The sequence below is a fragment of the Modestobacter sp. VKM Ac-2978 genome (genome assembly GCF_026968025.1).
GTDB lineage: Bacteria > Actinomycetota > Actinomycetes > Mycobacteriales > Geodermatophilaceae > Modestobacter.
Genome location: NZ_JAPVBP010000009.1, coordinates 128682 through 145807 on the forward strand (window position 1 = coordinate 128682; position 17126 = coordinate 145807).

At 74.3% G+C, this 17126-nt stretch carries 18 protein-coding genes; 8 read left to right on the forward strand and 10 right to left on the reverse strand.

The features are described from left to right. Positions 1–86: 86 nt before the first annotated feature. The gene (locus tag O2W53_RS20220) at positions 87–1526 is read left to right on the forward strand and encodes a sodium/glutamate symporter (RefSeq protein ID WP_269164860.1); all 1440 of its coding nucleotides are present in this window, start codon (positions 87–89) and stop codon (positions 1524–1526) included. Here O2W53_RS20220 and O2W53_RS20225 read toward each other — a convergent pair whose 3' ends face one another. Further along, complete coding sequence (locus O2W53_RS20225; protein WP_269164861.1) at positions 1527–3065, reverse strand: acetolactate synthase large subunit; 1539 nt, start codon at positions 3063–3065, stop codon at positions 1527–1529. Positions 3066–3164: 99 nt separating this feature from the next. On the opposite strand from O2W53_RS20225, the gene O2W53_RS20230 reads away from it, so the two are divergent. Continuing rightward, complete coding sequence (locus O2W53_RS20230; RefSeq protein ID WP_269164862.1) at positions 3165–3824, forward strand: DNA alkylation repair protein; 660 nt, start codon at positions 3165–3167, stop codon at positions 3822–3824. Here O2W53_RS20230 and O2W53_RS20235 read toward each other — a convergent pair whose 3' ends face one another. Both O2W53_RS20235 and O2W53_RS20240 read right to left on the reverse strand, forming a co-directional pair. Further along, on the reverse strand, positions 3825–4133 hold the full coding sequence (locus O2W53_RS20235) for a hypothetical protein (protein WP_269164863.1): 309 nt from the start codon (positions 4131–4133) through the stop codon (positions 3825–3827). Positions 4134–4152: 19 nt separating this feature from the next. Continuing rightward, complete coding sequence (locus tag O2W53_RS20240) at positions 4153–5091, reverse strand: quinone oxidoreductase family protein (protein WP_269164864.1); 939 nt, start codon at positions 5089–5091, stop codon at positions 4153–4155. Positions 5092–5307: 216 nt separating this feature from the next. On the opposite strand from O2W53_RS20240, the gene O2W53_RS20245 reads away from it, so the two are divergent. Together O2W53_RS20245 and O2W53_RS20250 are read left to right on the forward strand one after the other, a co-directional pair. After that, positions 5308–6024: a hypothetical protein gene (locus O2W53_RS20245; protein ID WP_269164865.1), complete on the forward strand. Its 717-nt coding sequence runs from the start codon at positions 5308–5310 to the stop codon at positions 6022–6024. 16 nt (positions 6025–6040) lie between these two features. Then, entirely contained in the window at positions 6041–6451 is a 411-nt protein-coding gene (locus O2W53_RS20250) for a DUF4190 domain-containing protein (RefSeq protein ID WP_269164866.1), read from the forward strand. A gap of 15 nt (positions 6452–6466) precedes the next feature. Here O2W53_RS20250 and O2W53_RS20255 read toward each other — a convergent pair whose 3' ends face one another. Genes O2W53_RS20255 through O2W53_RS20265 form a run of 3 tightly spaced genes read right to left on the reverse strand, consistent with a single transcriptional unit; the run spans position 6467 to position 9320 of the window. After that, the gene (locus O2W53_RS20255; protein WP_269164867.1) at positions 6467–7420 is read right to left on the reverse strand and encodes an HpcH/HpaI aldolase/citrate lyase family protein; all 954 of its coding nucleotides are present in this window, start codon (positions 7418–7420) and stop codon (positions 6467–6469) included. Positions 7421–7473: 53 nt separating this feature from the next. Further along, positions 7474–8442 (reverse strand): DMT family transporter, encoded by a 969-nt coding sequence (locus tag O2W53_RS20260; protein ID WP_269164868.1) that lies wholly within the window; start codon positions 8440–8442, stop codon positions 7474–7476. Beyond that, positions 8439–9320 carry a PhzF family phenazine biosynthesis protein gene (locus O2W53_RS20265; RefSeq protein WP_269164869.1) on the reverse strand — a complete coding sequence of 294 codons (882 nt, stop codon included), beginning with the start codon at positions 9318–9320 and terminating at the stop codon, positions 8439–8441. The genes O2W53_RS20260 and O2W53_RS20265 overlap by 4 nt, the downstream gene beginning before the upstream one ends. Positions 9321–9413: 93 nt before the next feature. On the opposite strand from O2W53_RS20265, the gene O2W53_RS20270 reads away from it, so the two are divergent. Together O2W53_RS20270 and O2W53_RS20275 are read left to right on the forward strand one after the other, a co-directional pair. Beyond that, complete coding sequence (locus tag O2W53_RS20270; RefSeq protein WP_269164870.1) at positions 9414–10652, forward strand: magnesium transporter MgtE N-terminal domain-containing protein; 1239 nt, start codon at positions 9414–9416, stop codon at positions 10650–10652. Next, on the forward strand, positions 10645–11187 hold the full coding sequence (locus tag O2W53_RS20275) for a DUF1003 domain-containing protein (protein WP_269164871.1): 543 nt from the start codon (positions 10645–10647) through the stop codon (positions 11185–11187). Before O2W53_RS20270 ends, O2W53_RS20275 begins: the two co-directional genes overlap by 8 nt. 3 nt (positions 11188–11190) lie before the next feature. Here O2W53_RS20275 and O2W53_RS20280 read toward each other — a convergent pair whose 3' ends face one another. Both O2W53_RS20280 and O2W53_RS20285 read right to left on the reverse strand, forming a co-directional pair. Beyond that, complete coding sequence (locus O2W53_RS20280; protein WP_269164872.1) at positions 11191–11688, reverse strand: AAA family ATPase; 498 nt, start codon at positions 11686–11688, stop codon at positions 11191–11193. Positions 11689–11692: 4 nt separating this feature from the next. After that, on the reverse strand, positions 11693–12301 hold the full coding sequence (locus O2W53_RS20285; protein ID WP_269164873.1) for a DUF6518 family protein: 609 nt from the start codon (positions 12299–12301) through the stop codon (positions 11693–11695). Positions 12302–12417: 116 nt separating this feature from the next. Here O2W53_RS20285 and O2W53_RS20290 point away from each other — a divergent pair, with 116 nt between their 5' ends. Both O2W53_RS20290 and O2W53_RS20295 read left to right on the forward strand, forming a co-directional pair. After that, positions 12418–13020 carry a TetR/AcrR family transcriptional regulator gene (locus O2W53_RS20290; RefSeq protein ID WP_269164874.1) on the forward strand — a complete coding sequence of 201 codons (603 nt, stop codon included), beginning with the start codon at positions 12418–12420 and terminating at the stop codon, positions 13018–13020. A 42-nt stretch (positions 13021–13062) separates the two neighbouring features. Beyond that, positions 13063–14643, forward strand: coding sequence for an MDR family MFS transporter (locus O2W53_RS20295; RefSeq protein ID WP_269164875.1), 1581 nt, complete (start codon positions 13063–13065; stop codon positions 14641–14643). Positions 14644–14688: 45 nt separating this feature from the next. Here O2W53_RS20295 and O2W53_RS20300 read toward each other — a convergent pair whose 3' ends face one another. Together O2W53_RS20300 and O2W53_RS20305 are read right to left on the reverse strand one after the other, a co-directional pair. Next, entirely contained in the window at positions 14689–15408 is a 720-nt protein-coding gene (locus O2W53_RS20300; RefSeq protein ID WP_241175832.1) for a response regulator, read from the reverse strand. Continuing rightward, positions 15405–17000 carry an ATP-binding protein gene (locus O2W53_RS20305; RefSeq protein WP_269164876.1) on the reverse strand — a complete coding sequence of 532 codons (1596 nt, stop codon included), beginning with the start codon at positions 16998–17000 and terminating at the stop codon, positions 15405–15407. Before O2W53_RS20305 ends, O2W53_RS20300 begins: the two co-directional genes overlap by 4 nt. Positions 17001–17126: the final 126 nt, after the last annotated feature.

Sequence of the window (17126 nt, forward strand, 5' to 3'; positions counted from 1 at the left end):
GCCCGTGAGCCGCCAGGGTGTACGCACCCGTCAGGGACCACCCTGCGCGACCGGTCCCCGACTCGGATCTCCCCGAGGGAGGCACCGTGTCCGCCGACGTCATCGGACTCAGCCTGCTCGTGCTGGGCGTCCTGCTCCTGGTCGCCAAGCTCGTCCGGATCCGGTCGCGGATCGCCCAGAAGCTCTTCCTCCCCAGTTCGATCATCGGCGGCTTCCTGGCCCTGCTGATCGGCCCGGAGGTGGTCGGCTCGATCGCCGAGGCGATCGGCGGGCCGGACGCGCCGCTGACCGGCGGGCTGTGGCCGGAGGAGTTCCTCGACGTCTGGGCGTCGCTCCCCGGCCTGCTCATCTCGGTGGTCTTCGCGACGCTGTTCCTCGGCGAGCGCATCCCCAAGGTGAAGGAGGCCGCCGAGCTGGCCGGCCCGCAGCTGGCGCTCGGCGTCACCATGGCGTCCGGCCAGTACGTGATCGGGCTGCTGCTCGCCGTCCTCCTGCTGGTGCCCTTCCTCGACCAGGACCCGATGGTCGGCGCACTGATCGAGGTCGGCTTCGAGGGCGGGCACGGCACCGCGGCCGGGCTGGGCGACACCTTCGCCGAGCTCGGCTTCCCCGAGGGGCAGGACCTGGCGCTCGGCCTGGCCACGGTGGGCGTCGTCGCCGGTGTCGTCGTCGGCATCGCGCTGATCAACTGGGGGGTGCACACCGGCCGCGCCGAGGTGCTGGAGAGCGATGCGAAGACCTCACTGGCCGAGCAGCGCGGGCTCTACGAGAAGGAGGAGCAGAAGCCGGCCGCGATGCTGACGGTGCGCACCGCCTCGGTCGAGCCGCTGGCGATCCACTTCGCCGTCGTCGCCGTGGCGATCCTGCTCGGGCTCGCCCTGCTGGAGGCGCTGCAGGCGCTGGAGCGGCTGCTGTGGGCCGACACCGTCGAGCTCTTCGAGTACGTGCCGCTGTTCCCGCTGGCGATGATCGGCGGCGTCGCGGTGCAGAAGCTGGTCGACCGCTTCGACTACACCGGCATCGTCGACCGGCAGATGATGTTGCGGATCCAGGGCATCGCCCTCGACCTGCTGATCATCAGCGCGCTGGCCACGCTGTCCATCCAGGCGATCGCGAACAACTGGGTGACGTTCCTGCTGCTCGCCATCGCCGGGCTCGCCTGGAACGTCGGGGTCTTCGTCTTCCTGGCCCGCCGGATGATCCCGCGGTTCTGGTTCGAGCGCGGCATCGGCGACCTCGGGCAGTCCCTCGGCGTCACGGCCACCGGGCTGATCCTGATCCGGGTGGCCGACCCCAACGCGGCGACCCCGGCCATGGAGGCGTTCGGCTACAAACAGCTGGCCTTCGAGCCCTTCTTCGGCGGCGGCCTGGTCACCGCGGCGTCGCTGCCGCTGATCGCCCAGTTCGGCGCGGTGCCGCTGCTGGTCTTCATGGCCGTGCTGCTCGCCGTGTCGCTGGGGATCGGCATCTTCTACTTCGGCCGTCGCTCCCCGGCCGAGGAGGAGGCCCGGGTCGCGGACACCTGATCAGCCGCGCGGGAGGACGGCGTCGATCAGGTGCGGCCCGGGCTCGGCCAGCGCGGCGCGGAACTGCTCGGCCAGCTCCTCGGCGGTGGTGGCCCGGGTCGCCGGCACGCCCATCCCGGTGGCCAGCGCGACGAAGTCCAGCGCCGGACCGCCCAGGTCCAGCAGCTTCCCGGCGCGCTCTCCCCCGCCGGCCGCCCCGACGTTCTCCAGCTCGCTGGCGAGGATCGCGTAGGCGCTGTTGTCGCAGATGACCGTGGTGACGTCGAGCCCCTCGCGGGCCTGGGTCCACAGCGCCTGGATCGTGTACATCGCGCTGCCGTCGGCCTGCAGCGAGACCACCGGCCGGTCCGGGCAGGCCACCGCGGCGCCGGTGGCCACCGGCATCCCCTGCCCGATCGCCCCGCCGGTGAGGGTCAGCCAGTCGTGCGCCGGCGCCCCGACGGTCGCCATGGGGAGGAAGTAGCCGCTGGTCAGCGCCTCGTCGACGACGATCGCCCGTTCGGGCAGCAACGCGCCGACCACCTCGGCCAGGGCCTTGGTGTCCAGCTCGCCGGTGGGCAGGTCCGGACGGCGGGCCTCGGCCAGCTCCGGGACGGCGTCCGGTGCAGTGGCCTCGGCCAGGGCCTGCAGCGCCGCGACGGCGTCCTCCCCCGGCTCAGCGAGCACGTGCACCGTGCAGCCCTCGGGCAGCAGCCGGCCGTCCATGCCGGGGTAGCCGAAGAACGCCACCGGCTCCGCGGCGCCGACCAGCACCAGGTGCTGGACGCCGTCCAGCTGCTTGCGGGCGCCCTCCGGCGGATAGGGCAGCTTGAGCACGTCGGGCAGCCCGGCCCCGCGCTGCATCCGCGCGGGGGACCGCTGGGACAGCAGCCGGGTACCGGTGCCCGCGGCGACCTGGGCAGCGGCCCGCAGCCCGGGCTCGAGCACCGCGTCGCCGCCGAGGAAGAGCACCGTCGAACCGCCGAGCACGCCGGCCACCTCCGCCACCACGGAGGCCGGCACCTGCGGGGCCGGGCGCCGGGCCGGGACGGCAGCCACCGCGGCGCCCTCGCTCCAGGAGACGTCGGCCGGCAGCACCAGGCTGGCCACTTGACCGCGGGCGGCCGCGGCGATCGCGTCGGCGGTGTCCGCACCCACCTCGCTGGTGGCCAGCGACCGGCGCACCCACCCGGACACCGTGCCGGCCAGCGCGTCGATGTCGGACTCCAGCGGCGCGTCCAGCCGCTTGTGGGTCAGCGCGTGGTCGCCGATGACGTTGACCAGCGGCGTCCGTGCCCGGCGGGCGTTGTGCAGGTTCGCGATCCCGTTGCCCAGCCCCGGTCCCAGGTGCAGCAGCGTGGCCGCCGGCGAACCGGTCATCCGCGCGTACCCGTCGGCGGCACCGGTGGCGACCCCCTCGAACAGGGTGAGCACGGCGCGCATCTCCGGGACGTCGTCCAGGGCCGCCACGAAGTGCATCTCCGAGGTGCCGGGGTTGGCGAAGCAGACGTCCACCCCGCCGTCGACCAGGGTGCGGATGACTGCCTGCGCGCCGTTCACGGGACCTCCCGACCAGGGCCGCGCACCGGCGGGCGACCTCCCCGGCAGCCTCGCACGAGGACTCCCGGGAGGCGATCCGACTGCGGCAGGATCGCCGGCATGGCCGCTGACCTGGTCCCGGAGGTACGCGCCGCGCTGCGGGCGGCGGCCGACCCCGAGCGGGGCCGCGGCATGCAGGCCTACCTGAAGACGGCGGAGCCCTGCCTCGGGGTGCGGCTGCCCGACGTCCGCCGGATCGTCCGGGCCGCCGCGGCCGTGCACCCACCGGACGTCGAACGGGCCGCCGGTGCGCTGTGGCGGGAGGCGACCGTGCGGGAGGAGCGCCACGCCGCCATCGCGCTGACCGGCCTGCCCGTCGCCCGCGGCGCGCTGGAGCTGCTGCCGCTGTACGAGGAGATGATCACCACCGGCGCGTGGTGGGACCTGGTCGACGGGGTCCAGCCCCGGGTCCGCGACCTGCTGCTCGCCCACCCCGCGCAGCTGCGACCGGTGCTGCAGGGCTGGGCGCGGGACCCGGACCGGTGGCTGCGGCGCAGCGCCCTGATCGCCCAGCTCGGCGCCAGGCAGCGCACCGACACCGCGCTGCTCGCCGAGGTGATCGAGGTCAACGCCGCCGACCCGGAGTTCTTCGTGCGCAAGGCGATCGGCTGGGCGCTGCGCGAGCACACCAAGACCGACCCCGACTGGGTGCGCCGGTTCCTCGCCGAGCACGAGCTCAGCCCGCTCTCCCGGCGGGAGGCGGCCAAGCACCTGGGCTGATCAGCCGGCCGACCCGCAGCAGTCGCACTCCCCGGCGCACTCCCCTGCCGACCGCCTGGACCTCACCGACCGCCAGGACAGCACCGACCACCGGGACTCCGCCGACAGCAACGACCCGATCGACAGCCAGGACGCCGCCGACCCGATCGACGTGCTCGACCCGATGCTGAACAGCGAGCAGGACGAGCCGATGCTGCCGATCGACAGCACCGAGCCGACGCTGCCGATGGACAGCACCGACCCGGTCGAGCCGATCGACAGCACCGAGTGCTTCGACCAGAGCGAGCCCCACGAGCGCCTGCGTCTCATGCGGGCCTTCCTATCGCGATCAGAAGGTGAGGACCAGACGTCCCCGCACGCCGCCGGCCTCGAGCCGCCGGTGCGCCTCCGCAGCCTTCGCCGCCGGGAAGGTCTGCGCCACCCGGAGGGTGATCTCGCCCTTCTCCACCTGCTCGCGCAGCCGGTCCAGCTTGGCGTGCTCCTCGGCGTAGTCGCGCACCATCACCGGGAACACCCGCAGGTCCCGCTGCCCGTCGCCGCGGTAGCCGCGGACGGTCGCGACGGCCCCGCCGTCCTTGACCGCGGGCAGCACGGCGGCGTCCTGCACCGAGCCGTCGGCCAGCCCGTCGACGCCGTCGGGGAACTGCTCGCGGATCCGGTCGGCGACGTCGTCCCCCCGCCGGACGACGACGTCGGCACCCAGGTCGCGCACCAGCTGCTCGTCCTCGGCCTTGGCGTCGGCCACCACGGTCAGCCCCTCGGTCTTGGCCAGCTGGACGACGTAGCCGCCGAACGCCCCGGCCGCGCCGGTCACCGCGAGCACCTGGCCCGGCTGCAGCGCCATCCGGTCCAGCGCGAGCCGGGCGGTGAGCCCGTTCATCGGCAGCGTGGCCGCCGCGGCGTCGCCGACGCCCTCGGGGACGCGGGCGATCGAGCCGGCGGGCAGCACGACGTCCTCGCGGTAGCCTCCGTGCGCACCGGACGGGACGACGATGCCCATCACGTGCTCGCCGGCGTGGATGTCGGTGTCCGCGCCGTCGCCGATCTCGGACAGCGTGCCGGCGACGTCCATCCCCGGCACGTAGGGGGGCTCCTTGACCGGGTCACGCTGGGCGTAGGTGCCGTTGCGGGCGTAGGTGTCGGTCGGGTTGACCGCCGCCGCCGTGACCCGCACGCGCACCTGACCCGGGCCCAGCGGCTCCCGGGGGACGTCGACCAGGCGCAGGGCCTCCGGACCACCGAACTCCGTCACTCCTGCAGCTCTCATGCCCGGTGCAAGACGCCCACCCGCCCCGCTGTTCCACCCACCCCGGCCCCCAGCCCCACCAAGATGGCCATTTTGGTGGAACCGGGAGGACGGGTCAGCGCTTGCTGGCGTACTCCTCGGAGCAGCCGTAGCCGCCGTGGATGCGGGAGGACCGGAACGCCCGGCCCGGTCCTCCGGCGTCCCGGCCGCACAGCTGTGGCGGTTACCGTCGCGGCGGTGAAGCACCGTCGCCGCCTCCTCGTCCCCGCCGCCGTGGCCCTCCTGACGCTGGCCGGGTGCGGGGCGGCCGAGGACGCCGACGACGGTGCGGCCGCCCCGGGCACCACCGAACCCACCCAGGGCACTGCCGAACCCGCCCCAGCCGACGCAGCCTCCGCAGCGGCGGCAGCGGCCGACCCGGCCGCCGCGCAGGACCCGGCCGAGGCGATCGTGGCCACCGCCCTGCGGGCCGCCGACCTGCCGGAGGGCTGGTCGGTGCAGGCCAACCCGGTCCCCACGGACGCCGACCTGGCGGGGAACCCCAGCCTCGACGGCATCTGCGGCTACCCGTTCACCTCCGAGTCGCAGCGGACGGCGAAGCAGCCGGTGGTGGGCCTGGACCCCGCCGGCACCGCACAGCTGTCGTCGGAGGCGATCGCCTACGCGACCCCGGCCGCGGCGACGACCGCGGTGCAGGAGCTGGTCCAGGCGTTCGGCGGCTGCCCAGCAGAGGAGTACACCTTCGAGCCGGGCCCGAGCGCGGAGGGCCTGGCCGCCAACAGCGTCGTCTTCCAGTACCGCCTCGCCGACGGCACGACCCAGGTAACCCTCGTCCAGGCGCGGGGGCAGGTGCTCTCGGTGCTGGTCGGCGAGGACCCGGAGGTCACCGCCGCCGCCGGCCGGTCGATCGCCACCCGCATCGCCGCGTTGCCTGCCGAGGCGATCGGCGCCTGACCGGCACACTGACGCCGTGAGCCAGGACGACTTCTACCGCGGGGACCCGCCGCCGTCCGGCGCCCCGCCGGGGTACGGACCGCCCGCGTACGGACCGCCCGGCCCGCCCACGTACGGCCCCCCGGGGTACGGGCCTCCCGGGTACGGGCCTCCCGGGTACGGCCGGTCTGCCTACGGCCCCGGCTGGCAGCGGCCGACCAACCAGCTCGCGATCGTGGCCCTGTTCACGGCCTTCGTGTTCGCCCCGGTCGGCCTGGTGCTCGGCCTGGTGGCCGGCCGGCAGGTCCGGCGGACCGGCGAGAGAGGCGGCGGCCTGGCGGTGGTCGCCGTGATCGTCGGCGGCATCGTCACGACCTTCATGGTCGTCGGGCTGGTGGCCTACATCTGGGTGCTCGCCTCGATCAGCGACGGCGCGTTCGCCCCCTGAGCGGCGACCCGCCGGTCAGCCCTCCGGCGGGGTGAAGGTCGAGGTGCGGGACATCCCGGCCGCGCGGCCCTTGCCGGCGATCACCAGCGCCATCTTCCGGCTGGCCTCGTCGATCATCTCGTCGCCGAGCATCGCCGAACCCTTCTTGCCGCCGGCCTCCGACGTCGCCCACTCGTAGGCGTCGAGGATGAGCTCGGCGTGGTCGAAGTCCTCCTGGGACGGCGCGTAGATCTCGTTCGCCGCGTCGATCTGCCCCGGGTGCAGCACCCACTTGCCGTCGAAGCCGAGCACCGCCGAGCGCTTGGCCACCTCCTCGAACGCCGGCACGTCGCGCACCTGCAGGAAGGGGCCGTCGATGGCCTGCACGCCGCGTGCACGAGCGGCCATCAGGATCGTCATCAGGATGTGGTGGAAGGGGTCGCCCGGGTAGTCAGGGTGCAGGGCGCCCACGACGAGCGACTTCATGTTGATGCTGGCCATGAAGTCGGCCGGGCCGAAGATGATCGTCTCGATCCGGTCGCTGGCGAAGGCGATGTCGTTGACGTTGATCAGGCCCTGCGCCGTCTCGATCTGCGCCTCGATGCCGATCCGGCCGACCTCGAGCCCGTTGCTCTTCTCGATCTGCGTGAGCAGCAGGTCCAGCGCCGTCACCTGGGCGGCGTCGGCGACCTTGGGCAGCATGATGCAGTCGAGCTCGGCGCCGGCGCCCTCCACGACCTCGACCACGTCGCGGTAGGTCCACTCCGTCGTCCAGTCGTTGACCCGGACGGTGCGGATCTTCTCGCCCCAGCCACCCTCGTTCAGCGCCGCGACGATGTTCTTCCGCGCGCCCGGCTTGGCCAGCGGGGCGCAGGCGTCCTCGAGGTCCAGGAAGACCTGGTCGGCGGGGAGGCTCTTGGCCTTCTCCAGGAACCGGGGGTTGCTGCCCGGGACGGCGAGGTTGGAACGACGGGATCGGAGCTGGGCCACGGTGCCTCCGCTGCTGGTCGACGTTGGTTACCGGAGAGTAGCGACGCCCCGGGTCAGACCGGATCGGCCTCCGGCGTCGGGCGCCCCGCCCGGATCACCAGCGCCACCCCGATCACGACGGCGACCATCCCCGGCAGCGCCAGCAGCGGCGGGGCCTGCTGCAGCAGCACCAGCGCGACCAGCAGCGCACCCGGCACCTCCAGCAGCACCGCCAGCCCGACCACCGTCGGACCCACCGAGGAGAGCACCAGGTTCAGCAGCGTGTGCCCGAGCAGCTGCGCGCAGACGGTGATCGCCGCGATCAGCCACCAGTCCCGCGCGCTGAACCCGGCCAGCGGCACCCCGACGACCAGGGCGGCGAGGGCGAGGACGGCGGCGCAGGTCGAGTAGCAGACGACGGCGTACGCCGAGGTGGTCAGCCGCTCCCGCGCCCGGGCTCCGGCGAGCATGTAGCCGGCGGCGCAGATCGCGCCCAGCAGCGCGAGCCCGTCACCGGCCAGCGCCGTCCAGGACACGGTGACGTCGACGCCGGCGATCAGCGCGGCGCCGAACACCGCCAGGGCCAGCCCCCACCACACCTGCCGGGGCAGGCGGACGCCGGAGACCCGGGCGGCCAGCGCCGTCCAGATCGGCGTCGTCGTCACCAGCGCGGTGGAGGCGGCGACCGTCGTCATCGACAGGCTGGGCAGCCAGGCGGCGAAGTGGGCGGCCAGGAACAGCCCGGCGACGACGGAACTCACCAGCTGCCGGGCCCGCAGCCCGGTCAGCGTGGCACGTTCGCGCAGCAGCAGGACCGGCAGCAGCAGCACCGCGCCGGCGGCGTTGCGCCAGAAGGCGATGGCCAGGAACGAGGTGGTCACGAGCGCGGTGAGCGGCCCGGAGAAGGACACCCCGATGACGGCCACCGCCATCAGCGCGACGTCCCGGCCACCCGGCCGGTGCACCGCCCAGGGCGACACCGACGGGGCGGCGGCGCCCACCCCGCGCGCCGGTGACCGGGGCGGGGCGGCGGGATCGGTCACCGCGCCGGGACCCGGATGGTGCCGCTGGCGATCGGCAGCACGGTGCCCGCCACGGTGGCCGCGGTGGCCACACCGCCGGCGGTGGTGACCGTGCAGGACAGCACCGAGGGGCGGCCGAGCTGCTCACCCTGGCGGACCGTGTACCCCGCCGTCCCGTCCGCCGGCACCAGGCCGGCCGCGGCCAGCCAGACCCCCGTGCCCAGCGCCGCCGAACCGGTGGCCGGGTCCTCGCCCCAGCGCAGGTCACCGGCGAACACCCGGGCGTACGCGGTGGCGGTGCCGGCGTCCCAGCTGAGCACCGAGACGCCCTCCCCCACGCCGAGCCGGTCCAGCGCGCCCTGGTCCGGGCGCGCCAGGTCGACCGCGCCCGGCTGCACCGCCAGGTACGCGAAGGGCAGGCCGCACCCGGCCACGTGCACCGGGGAGTCGGCCAGGTCGCCGGCGGACAGCCCCAGCGCAGCGGCCAGGACGGCGGGGTCCGGCCCCGGGTCCAGGGTCGGCCGGCCGCCGCCGAGGGTCGCCCCGGCGTCGTCCACCGTCAGGTCCAGGACGCCGACGCCGCACTCCTGGCGCACCCGCCCGGCCGGCAGCCGCCCGGCGCGCACCAGCGTGTGCGCGGCCCCGACGCTGGGGTGCCCGGCGAAGGGCAGCTCGGCGAACGGCGTGAAGATCCGCACCCGGTAGTCGGCGTCCGCGGCGGTGGGTGCGCAGAGGAACGAGGTCTCCGAGAGGTGGAACTCGAAGGCCAGCGCCTGGCACTGCTCGGTGCTCAGCTCGTCGGCGTCGAACACCACTGCCAGCGGGTTGCCTGCGTAGGGCCGGGGCGCGAACACGTCCACGACCTCGTAGCTGAGTCGATCGGGTCCCGGAGCCGCCACGACGGCGACGGTAGCCTTCCGCTCCGGTGGCCGAGTTCCCGAGGTCACCGCCGGCCACTGGTCCCGGGACCGACGCAGCATCGAGGAGGGCCAGTGACGACGGTGACGAGGGCGTACGTGTCCCGGGTGGCCGGGCTGACCGTCTTCGACCCCAACGGCGACCGGGTGGGCAAGGTCCGCGACGTGCTCATCGCGCTGCGGGTCGGCAGCGCCGCGCCCCGCGTGCTCGGCCTCATCGTCGAGGTGGTGCCGCGGCGCCGGATCTTCTGCCCGATGGGCCGGGTCACCGGCCTGGACTCCGCCTCGGTCCGGCTCGCCTCGGGCACGGTGAACCTCAAGCGCTTCGAGCAGCGGGCCGGGGAGACCCTGGTGCTCGGCGAGCTGCTGGACCGGCGGGTGACCATCCAGGAGTCCGACCGGCCGGCCGTCGTGGTCGACGCCGCGATTGAGCAAACCCGCACGGGTGACTGGGTGGTCGCCCGCCTCGCCGTCCAGGAGCCGGGCCGGCTGGGCCGCCGCGGCCAGCTGCACCAGCTCTCGTGGGACGAGGCCAGCGGGCTCGCCCTGCCCGAGACCGGGCAGAGCGCCGAGACGCTGATCGCCACCTACCGCGAGCTCAACGCCGCCGACGCGGCGCACGCGCTGCAGGAGCTGCCGATCAAGCGGCGGCACGAGGTCGCCGAGGCGATGGACGACCCCCGGCTGGCCGACGTGCTCGGTGAGCTCCCCGAGGCCGAGCAGATCACCATCCTGGGCACCCTCGAGGAGCGGCGGGCCGCCGACGTCCTGGAGGAGATGGACCCCGACGACGCCGCCGACCTGCTGGCCGAGCTCTCCACACTGGACCGCGACCGGCTGCTGGAGCTGATGGAGCCGGACGAGGCCGAGCCGGTCCGCCAGCTGCTCAAGTACTCCGAGGACACCGCCGGCGGGATGATGACCAGCGAGCCGGTGATCCTCGCCCCCGACGCGACGATCGCCGAGGCGCTGGCCCGGGTGCGCACCCCCGAGCTGTCCCCGGCGCTGGCCAGCCAGGTGTACGTCTGCCGGCCGCCCTCGGCCACGCCGACCGGGCGGTACCTGGGGCTGGCGCACATCCAGCGACTGCTGCGCGAACCGCCGTCCGGCCTGGTCAGCGGGGTGCTCGACGACCTGGAGCCGCTCCGCCCGGAGACGCCGCTGACCGAGGTCACCCGCTACTTCGCCACCTACAACCTGGTGGCCGCGCCGGTGGTCGACCCGCAGGGCCGGCTGGTGGGCGCGGTCAGCGTCGACGACGTCCTGGACCACCTGCTGCCCGAGGACTGGCGCGAGAGGTCCCGGCGTGGCTGAGGCCGAGCGGCGCGCCGACCTGCGGCTGGACCAGCCCCGCACCGCCCGGGGCGTCGGCAGCTTCCTGCGGCTCGACCCCGACGCGGTCGGCCGGTTCGCCGAGGGGATCGCCCGGTTCCTGGGCACCGGCCGGTTCCTCGCGGTCCAGACGATCCTCGTGATCGTCTGGATCGTGCTGAACGTCGTCGCGGTCGACCTGCGCTGGGACCCCTACCCGTTCATCCTGCTGAACCTGGCCTTCTCCACCCAGGCCGCCTACGCCGCACCGCTGATCCTGCTCGCGCAGAACCGGCAGGCCGACCGCGACCGGATCCAGGCCGAGGAGGACCGCAACCGCGCGGCGCAGACCCGCGCCGACACCGAGTACCTGGCCCGGGAGCTTGCGTCGCTGCGGGTGTCGGTCGGTGAGCTGGCCACCCGAGACTTCATCCGCGGCGAGCTGAACCGGCTGGTGCCCGAGGACCCCGACGACGAGGCCGCCGAGCGCAAGAAGAAGAAGAAGCGCCGGGAGGCCGCGGCCGAGCCCACCGGCTGACCGTCAGCGGCGCAGCGCGGCGAGCACGGCGTCGGCCGGGTCGCCGGTGGCGGTGTCGACCACGGTGTGCCGTTCGTGCCACTGGTCGACCCGCCGCCCCCGCACCTGCTCCCAGGTCGGGACGACGTGGCCGGGGAGGTCGGCGGGACGCCCCTCGACCCGGCGGCGGTGCTCGGCCCGGTCGGTGCAGATCAGCCGCAGCCAGTGCACCGGGACGTCGTGCCGGGTGGCCAGGTCCCGGAACGGCCGGCGGGCGGCGGCGACGTCGAAGACCGCGTCGACCAGCACGTCGGTGCCGGCGGTCAGGCAGGTGTCGGCGGCGGCCAGCGCCAGGTCGTAGCCGTGCGCGCCGACCTCGGCCGCGGTGGGCACCAGTCCCTGCCGGAGCAGGGCGACCTCGAAGGCGTCGACCCGCAGGTGGGCCGCGCCGAGCGCGCCGGCCACCGCCCGGGCGACCGTCGTCTTGCCGACCCCGGGCAGCCCGCCCACCACGATGAGCACCCGGTCAGCCCAGCAGGTCGCGCAGCAGGCCGAGGAGCACCGCGGCCACCCCGGTGAGCGGGAGCGTCAGCGCCGCGGCCCACAACCGGGTGCGCAGGTCACGGGCCAGGACGACGACGAGCACCAGGGCGACGACGACGTCGACCACCGCCTGCACCGGGTGGTCGCCGGCGTCGGCCAGCGCACCACCGCCCAGCGTGATGCCGGCGGCCATCGCCAGCAGGGCACCCGTCAGCCACCCCGATCCCCGGGTCGCCACGTGCGCCGCCACGGCGGTGGCCGGCACCGCGGTGGCCGACAGCACCAGCCAGGCGACCAGCAGCCGGACGGCCCAGCCGAAGTCCAGGACCAGCGCGGCCCACGCGTAGTAGGCCACCGTCATCGCCGCGAAGAACACCCCGGAGCGGAGCGCGGCAGCCGCCGGCGAGGGTGCCGACCAGCCGATCAGCGCGACCACCAGCACCCAGGCGGCGGGGTAGCTGCCCAGGTCGGCGGCCCACCGCCAGCCCGACTCGTCACCCGCCTTCGCCGCGACGCCGGTCAGCACCCCGGCGAGCAGGGCCAGCGCCAGGGGTGCCCGCCGACGGGCCGGTGCCTCGATGGTCGCCGTCACGGCACCGATCGTGCCGCCGCCGTCCGCCCACCCGCGTCCGCCGCGCCGCACCGCGGTGATTCACTGCACAGTGAGCAAGCTTGCACACTGTGCAGCGAGAGGTCCATCCTGAGCACATGAAAGAGCGAGGGCTGCGCGAGCGGAAGAAGGCCGACACCCGGGCCGCGCTGGTCACGGCGACCCTCCGGCTGGCGATCGACCAGGGGTGGGAGAACGTCACCGTCGAGGCGATCGCCGCGGCGGCGAACGTCTCCTACCGGACGTTCTTCAACCACTTCTCCGCCAAGGAGGAGGCGCTGCTCTTCCCGGCCGGCGCCGACCAGCCCCGGCTGTCCGCGCGGCTGCGCGCCCAGCCGGCCGGCACGGGGGTGCTCGCCGCCGCCCGCGCCGCCCTGCACGAGGACGTCACCGTCCTGGAGAGCGACCCCGCGGCGCTGCGCGACTGGATCACCGTGGTCGCCGGCATCCCTGCACTGCTCCCCCGGCTGGTGGAGATCGGCGCGGCCGACGAGCGGGAGGTCGCCGTGGCGATCGCCGAGCGCACCGGCCAGGACGCCGGCACGGACCTGTACCCCGGCCTGCTCGCCGCCGTGCTGTCCGCCGCCGTCCGGGTGACCTTCTCCCGCTGGCACGCGCAGCGCGGCGCCGTCCCGCTCACCGCCCTGCTCGACGAGTCGCTCGACGCGCTGGCCGCCGGCCTCCCCGAGCCCGGTCACTGACCTCCCCGTCCCCCATCGATGCACAGCACTGACAGGAGCACCATGTCCACGACCGTGGAGACCGGCGCAGCCGGCGCGGCCAGCACCGAGGCCCGGATGAGCCGACGGGAGGTGCTCCAGGCGCTGTCCGGCCTGATGGTGGGCATCTTCGTGTCCATCCTGGCGGCGACCGTCGTCTCCAACGCCCTGCCGGTGATCATCGCCGACCTGGGCGGCAGCCAGTCGATCTACACCTGGGTGGTCACCGCCGAGCTGCTCGCCATGACGGCCTCGGTGCCGCTGTGGGGCAAGCTCGCCGACCTGGTCAGCCAGAAGCTGCTGGTGCAGCTCTCGCTGACCCTCTTCGTCGCCGGGTCGCTGCTGGCCGGGTTCTCCCAGGACACCACGATGCTGATCGTCGCCCGGGTGGTCCAGGGCATCGGCGCCGGCGGTCTGACCGCGCTGGTGCAGATCGTGATGGCGGCGATGATCCCGCCGCGCGAGCTGGGCCGGTACGCCGGCATCTTCGGCGCCGTCTTCGCCGTCGCCACCGTCGCCGGGCCGCTGATCGGCGGCGTCATCGTGGACACCGCGTGGCTGGGTTGGCGCTGGTGCTTCTTCATGGGGGTGCCGTTCGCGCTGCTGGCGATCGTGCTGCTGCAGAAGACGCTCAAGCTCACCCAGGTCAAGCGCCGTGGCGTGCAGATCGACTGGCTGGGCGCCCTGCTGATCACCGCCGGGGTGAGCACCCTGCTGATCTGGGTGACCCTGGCCGGCAACGACTTCGACTGGCTCTCCGGCACCACGGCGCTGATGGTCGGCGGCGCCGCCGTGCTGCTCGCGCTGGCGCTGTTCGTCGAGTCACGGGTGGCCGAGCCGGTCATCCCGCTCGGCATCTTCCGCAACCGCACCGTCGCCCTCACCACGCTGGCCAGCGCCCTGGTCGGCATCGCGATGTTCGGCGGCACGGTCTTCCTGTCCCAGTACTTCCAGATCTCGCTGGGCTACTCCCCCACCGAGGCCGGGCTGCTCTCGCTGCCGATGGTCGGCGGCCTGCTGGTCTCCTCGACCGTGGCCGGTGCGCTGATCACCAAGACCGGCACCTGGAAGCGGTTCCTGGTCGCCGGCGGCGTCCTGATGACCCTCGGCTTCGGCCTGCTGTCCACCATCGACGCGCAGACCTCGATCTGGCTGCTCGGCGCGTTCATGGTCGTGCTCGGCGTCGGCGTCGGCCTCCTGATGCAGAACCTGGTCCTGGCGGCGCAGAACGACGTGCCCGCCCGGGAGCTCGGCTCGGCCACCTCGGTGCTGTCGTTCTTCCGCAGCCTGGGCGGCACGATCGGGGTCAGCGTGCTCGGCGCGGTGCTCGCCAGCCGGGTCGCCGGTGACCTGGCCGTGCTGGGCGGTGGCGAGAGCGGCGGCGGCGAGACCACCGTCCCCGACGTCTCCAGCCTGCCGCCGGAGGTCGCCCGCGTGGTGCAGGACGCCTACGGCAACGCCACCGCCGAGCTGTTCCTGATCGCCACCCCGCTGGCCGCGCTGGCGCTGCTGGTGGTGCTGTTCATCAAGGAGAAGCCGCTGAAGACCACCAGCGGCGCGGAGCGACTGGCCGAGGAGCAGGCCGAGCTGCCGCTGGCGCACTGACCCGTACCCGGACGCCGTCGTCCCCCCTCGGGACGACGGCGTCCGTCAGCCGGTCCAGCGGTACCCGTTCTCCGGACGCCCGGCAGCCCCGTACCGGGGACGGACGGCGGCCAGCCCGGACCGCTCCAGGTGTTCCAGGTACCGCCGGGCGCTGACCCGCGCCAGGCCGCAGCGCTGCCCCACCTCACCGGCGGACAGGTCGTCGGCGGGGCTGCTGGCGAGCGTCCGGGCGACGAACTCCAGCGTCCGGGGCGAGAGCCCCTTGGGGAGCGGGGTCGCCGCTAGCGGTTCGCTGACCCGCCGCCGAGTCGAGAAGAGCCGGTCGACGTCGCTCTGCTGCAACCCCCGCCCCGGCTCGGCGGTACGGCGCAGGACCTCCACCCGGTGCGCCCGGTAGGCCTCCAGCCGTTCCCGGAAGGCGGCCAGGGAGAAGGGCTTGACCAGGTAGTCGACGACGCCGGTGGTCATCGCCGCCCGGACGGTCTCCACCTCCCGCGCGGCGGTGATGACGATGACGTCGGGCTGGGGGCCGGCCAGCGACCGGAGCCGCCGCAGCACCTCGACGCCGGAGAGGTCCGGCAGGTGGATGTCCAGGAGCACCAGGTCGGGGGCGAGCACCTGGACGGCCTGCAGCGCCTCGACGCCCCGGTGCACCTCGCCCACCACCTCCAGGCCGGGCACGGACTCGACGTAGCCGCGGTGCACCGCTGCCACGGCGAAGTCGTCGTCCACGACCAGCACCCGCACCGCGCCTCCGCCGGTCACGGCGCCGCCGCCTCGGCCATCGCCGGGGAGGCGGCGCCCAGGTGCACCTCGACCCGGGCTCCGCCCAGGGGTGCGGCGGTGACCGTGGCCGAGCCGCCGCGACGGGCCGCGATCCTCGCCACCAGCGCCAGGCCGATGCCGCGGCCGTGATCGGCGTCGGCCGGCCGCTTGGTCGTGACGCCGACGTCGAAGACCCGGGTCCGGTCCGCCTCGGCCACACCCGGTCCGTCGTCGTCCACCCGCACGACGAGCCCGCCGTCCGGCTGCGAACCGAGGAAGACCATGACCGTCCCGCCGTTCCCGGTGGCGTCCATCGCGTTGTCCAGCAGGTTGCCGAGCACGGTCACCACGTCGTCCCCGCTCCCGGCAGCCAGGGAGCTCCCGGGCGCGAGGGTCAGCGCGATGCCCCGCTCGTGAGCCACTGCTGCCTTGGCGAGCACCAGCGCGGTCACCGCCGGGTCGGCCACCGCGGCCAGCGAGCGGCCGTCCAGCAGCTGGCCACCCCCGGCCCGGTCGATGAAGGCCACCGCGTCGGACTCCCGGCCGAGCTCGATCAGCCCCTGGATCACGTGCAGCTTGTTGCTGAACTCGTGGGCCTGGGCGCGGAGGGTGTTGGTCAGGTTGCGCTGGCCGTCCAGTTCACGCAGGGCGCTGGACAGCTCGGTGCGGTCGCGGAGGGTGAGCACCTCGGCGACCCGGCGGCCGCCGACGACCGCGGGGGTCCGGTTCGCGACCAGCAGCCGCTCCCCGGCGAGCACCAGCTCGTCGGTCACCGCGCGCTCACCGCCGACCAGCGGCAGCATCGCCGCGTCCAGCACCTCGGCGGCGGGGCGGCCCACCACGTCGTCGCCCAGGCCGAGCAGTCGCGAGGCCGCGTCGTTGACCAGGACCACCCGGCCCCGGTCGTCGACGGCGACCAGGCCCTCGCGGATGCCGTGCACCATCGCCTCCCGGGTCTCCAGCAGACGCGCGATCTCCTCCGGCTCCAGCCCGAAGATGCGGCGGCGGACGAGCCGGACGACGAACCACGACGCGAGCGACCCCAAGAGCGCGGCGCCGCCCAGCCAGGCGACCAGCACCGGCGCCTCCTGCCGGAACTCGGCGGCGAGCTGGGCCTCCAGGATGCCCACCGAGGCCGCGCCGATCACCTGTCCGGAGCCGTCACGGACCGGCACCTTGGCGCGCAGCGACTCGCCCAGCGTCCCCTGCTCGGTGCCGACGAAGACCTCGCCGGCCAGCGTGGGGCTCGGATCGGTGGACACCGGTTCGCCGATCCGGTCGGGATCGGGATGGGAGTAGCGGATCCCGTCGGCGTCGGTGAGGACGACGAAGGTCACCCCGGATGCCTCCCGGAGCAGCTCGGCCAGTGGCTGCAGGGTCGCGCTGGGATCGGGGCTGCCGTACGCGTCGATGACGCTGGGCAGCCGGGCCGTGCTCTTGGCGACGGTGAGCACCTGCTGGCGGTAGGCGTCGCGGATCTGCTCCTGCTGGTGCTGCACGGCCACCGCGCCCGCCAGCAACACGGTGGCCAGCACGATGCCCACCTGCAACAACAGCAGTTGGAGCCCGAGGGGCATGGTCCGGCGGCGCACCGGCCCAGTGTGCGCTCGGCACCTCTAAATGTGGCGCCGACCACAAAGACCGAAACAACCAGTACGACCGTCACGTTCCCACCGGCCTGCGGCCTTCCTAGCGTCCGACCTGTACCGAGCCGATCC

Bases quoted from the DNA above. Each gene is read 5' to 3' on its own strand.
- O2W53_RS20295 (WP_269164875.1), top strand. From the start codon at position 13,063: ATGTCCACGACCGTGGAGACCGGCGCAGCCGGCGCGGCCAGCACCGAG.
- O2W53_RS20230 (WP_269164862.1), top strand. From the start codon at position 3,165: ATGGCCGCTGACCTGGTCCCGGAGGTACGCGCCGCGCTGCGGGCGGCG.
- O2W53_RS20290 (WP_269164874.1), top strand. From the start codon at position 12,418: ATGAAAGAGCGAGGGCTGCGCGAGCGGAAGAAGGCCGACACCCGGGCC.
- O2W53_RS20240 (WP_269164864.1), bottom strand. From the start codon at position 5,091: ATGAGAGCTGCAGGAGTGACGGAGTTCGGTGGTCCGGAGGCCCTGCGC.
- O2W53_RS20235 (WP_269164863.1), bottom strand. From the start codon at position 4,133: ATGAGACGCAGGCGCTCGTGGGGCTCGCTCTGGTCGAAGCACTCGGTG.